General features: G+C 74.2%; 2 protein-coding genes. Both read left to right on the top strand.

The genetic code is table 11. The features are described 5' to 3' along the window. On the top strand, window positions 1–1,031 hold a 1,031-nt coding region (locus HMPREF3086_RS15980; RefSeq protein ID WP_070722901.1), incomplete at its 5' end, for a polysaccharide biosynthesis protein. Then, a complete protein-coding gene (locus HMPREF3086_RS15975) occupies window positions 1,028–3,031 on the top strand; it encodes an arabinofuranosyltransferase (RefSeq protein ID WP_061227494.1) in 2,004 nt (667 codons plus the stop codon). The genes HMPREF3086_RS15980 and HMPREF3086_RS15975, both read left to right, overlap by 4 nt. The last annotated feature ends 140 nt before the right edge of the window (window positions 3,032–3,171 follow it).

Here is a 3,171-nt window from a genome sequence, read left to right as displayed (position 1 = left end):
TGGCGACCACGCCGCGGGGCGCCGTGCGGCTGCTGCCCGCCGGCCTCGCCCTCGGCCTGATTCTCGCCGCCGCGGTCGCGGTGAGCGCACCCCTGTGGCCATCGCTGGGCCTGCCCACCTTCTCCGGCGCGGGGGTGGCGATCATGGCGTTCGGCATCCTCGGCTTCACGCTCCAGGCCGCCACCGCCGGCGCCCTCTCCGGCACCGAGCGGTGGGGGCTGTACGCGGTCCTGCTCACGGTCGACGCCGCGCTGCGGTTGGCCGTCGCCGGCATCGCATGGTGGCTCGGCGACGCCGGAATCGGGTTCGCGGTGGCCACCGTCGCCGGCGCGGTGACCTGGGCCGTGCTCATCGCCGTCTCCCCGGGCACCCGCACCGCGCTGCGCTCCGCCGTCGACGCCGGACACCGACGCTTCTGGCGCAACACCGCCACCGCGATGCTCGCCTCCGCGGGCACCTCCGCCCTGGTCACCGGCTTCCCGCTGTTCGTCACCGCGACCGTCCGCGACTCCGATCCCGCCCCGCTCGTCGGGGCCGTCATCCTGGCCATCACCCTCACCCGCGCCCCGCTGCTCGTGCCGCTGACCAGCTTCCAGAGCGCGATCATCGTCTACTTCGTCGAGCGCCGCGCCCGGGGACCGCGGTCGCTGGCCGCGCCGCTCCTCCTGGTCACCGCGGTCGGCGTCGTCGGCGCGGGCGCCGCGTGGCTCATCGGCCCGTGGCTGATCCGCGTGTTGTTCGGCGGCGACTTCGAGCTGCCCGGCGCCGTCCTCGCCGCCCTCACCGCCGCCTCCGTCGGTACGGCCGCACTCATGGTCACCGGGAATGCCGCCCTCGCCTTTGACCGCCATCTGCTCTACAACGCCGGCTGGTGGGTCGCGGTGATCGCGGCGGCGGCGCTGCTGGTGGCCGTCCCCGGCCCACTCGACGTGCGCGCGGCGGTCGCGTTGCTCGCCGGGCCAGGCATCGGGGTCGCACTCCACGTGGTGGGCCTGATCGTGGCGGCGCGGCGACACGGAGCGGCCGCATGACCGAGCTGCGTCCCCTGGTCCGCCGCGGCGCCGAGCTTCTCGCCGCGCTCCTGGTGGCCGGGCTCGTCGGGGCCGCGACCTACCTCGCCATCGACTCCCTGCCGTTCGCCGAGCCCAGTTGGCTGCCCGAGACGTTCGGCGGAACGCTCGCCGCGCTGGTCGTCATCGCGGCCGGATGGCTGCTGCTCCGCCGCTCGACCGGCCCCCGGACCCTGTGGGCACTGGGCACGGTCGGCCCCGCGTTCCTCGCGTCCTCCCACCTGAGCCTCCTCCTGAACGGCACCCCCCACTACCTCTTCGGCCTGGGTGGCGATCAGCTCAACCGCGTCGCCTACGTCACCCGCTTCGCCGACTCCCCCGCGATCGCCGACCCCTTCTACGCCGACGCCGCGCCGTTCTATCCGCCGCAGTGGTTCTGGGTGGGCGGGCGCCTCGCGGCCATGGCCGGAGTCGAGGGGTGGACTTTCTACAAGCCGTACGCGATCCTCACCATGGCCATCGCCGGCGCGATCGCGTTCGTGGCCTGGCGCTGGCTCGTCCCCGCCCGGCTGGCCGTCCTGTTCGGCCTCGCCACCTCCGTGATCGGTGGTCACACCAACGCCTACGAGCCGTACTCGTGGATCCTCATCTGCCTGCTCCCGCAGGTCGTGGTGGCGACGTTCCTGCTCTGCGCGCGCGCCGCCGCGGCCCGGGCGGAGACCTCGGCAGACCGCCGGCCCACGTGGCCGCTGGTCATGACCATCGGGGTCTACCTCGGCTGGGCCGCCCTCGGGTACACGCTCATCGCGGGTTTCGCCGCGCTGATGGTGGGCCTCGTCGTCGTCCTCCACGCCTGGTACCACCGCGCCGACCGCGCCGTGGTCGGGGCACTGCTCGGCCGACTCGCGGCGATGGCGGCGATCTCCGCGGCGATCGCGTTGGTGTTCTGGCACCGCTACCTGCTCGCCGTGCTCGGCGGGGCGGAGACCGAACCGTCGGTGGCCAACGATTTCGCGCCCGAGGTGGCGTCGCGGTGGCCGCTGCCGATGTTCGAGCCGTCCGCGGCCGGGTTGTTGTGTCTCGTCGGGGCGGTGTGGCTGGTCGTCACCGTGTGGCCCGGTGGCGCCGGGGCGGCGACCGCGCGTGCGGCGGAGTCGATGCGGGCGCGAGTCGGCGCCGACACCGCGGCCGGCCACGAAGTCGGCGCCGGCACCGACACAGACACCGCGCTCCGTGACACCGGACCGCTCCCCTCCTCCGGGCGCCGGCTCGTGCTGGCGCGGGCGCTCGCACTGACCGTGGTCGCCGCCCTCGGCTGGTACGTCCTGTCCGGCTTGCGTGCGGTCACCGGGAGCACGCTGCTGCCGTTCCGCATGATCCCCGTCGTGACCCTGGCGCTCGCGCTGGCGGGGATCGTCGGCGCGCTCACCCTGGCTCGGTGGGCGATCCGCACCTCCCCCGGGCCGTCCCGCGGGCGGGTGACCGCGGCCGCGGTGGTGGTGGCCGGGCTCGCCGCCGTTCAGCTGGTGCAGCACGTCTCCGACGAGGACGCGCACTTCGCCGCGGTGGCGCGGGAGAACCCCGGGGTGCCGCACGACGTCCTGGGGGCGATCGATGAGATGACCGACGATCGCACGCCGTCCGACCTGGTGGTGTTGACCGCGGACCCGTCGCTCTACGCGTACCGGCCCTTCCACACGTTCCAGGCCCCGGCGCAGGCGTATGCGACCCCGGCGGGCCGGTACGAAGCGCGGCTCGACGAGATCCGCCGCTGGTCCGACACCGACTCGCCGGGCGAGCTGACCGCGGCGATCGACTCGAGCTCGTTCCGCGGACCCGACGTGCTGGTGCTGGACCGGGAGGGCTCCCGGCGGTGGATCTTCCCGGCCATGGTCAACGTGATGCCGCAGAGCCAGAACAATGTGCGGGAGGAGATCGTGTTCGTTCCTCGCCAGTTCGACGACCCCGCGCTGTTCGACGTCCGCGAGGTGGGGTCCCGGATGGTGATCGTCCGGCGCTGACCCGGTTCCTCGGCGCCCGGGCCGCGAAGCCGGGCGAGGCGGCGCAGGCGGAGCCGACCCTCCGACTCGCGGGGTCATGCTGCGGCCTCGGCGCCGTGCAGGTGTTGCGCGATCGCTGTGTCGAGCTCGTGTAGGTGGGG

Origin of the sequence: Dietzia sp. HMSC21D01, from assembly GCF_001815995.1 — a bacterium.
GTDB classification, from domain to species: Bacteria; Actinomycetota; Actinomycetes; order Mycobacteriales; family Mycobacteriaceae; genus Dietzia; species Dietzia cinnamea.
The sequence above is the reverse complement of the archived record's forward strand: the minus strand, read 5'-3'. Positions and strand labels throughout refer to the sequence as shown.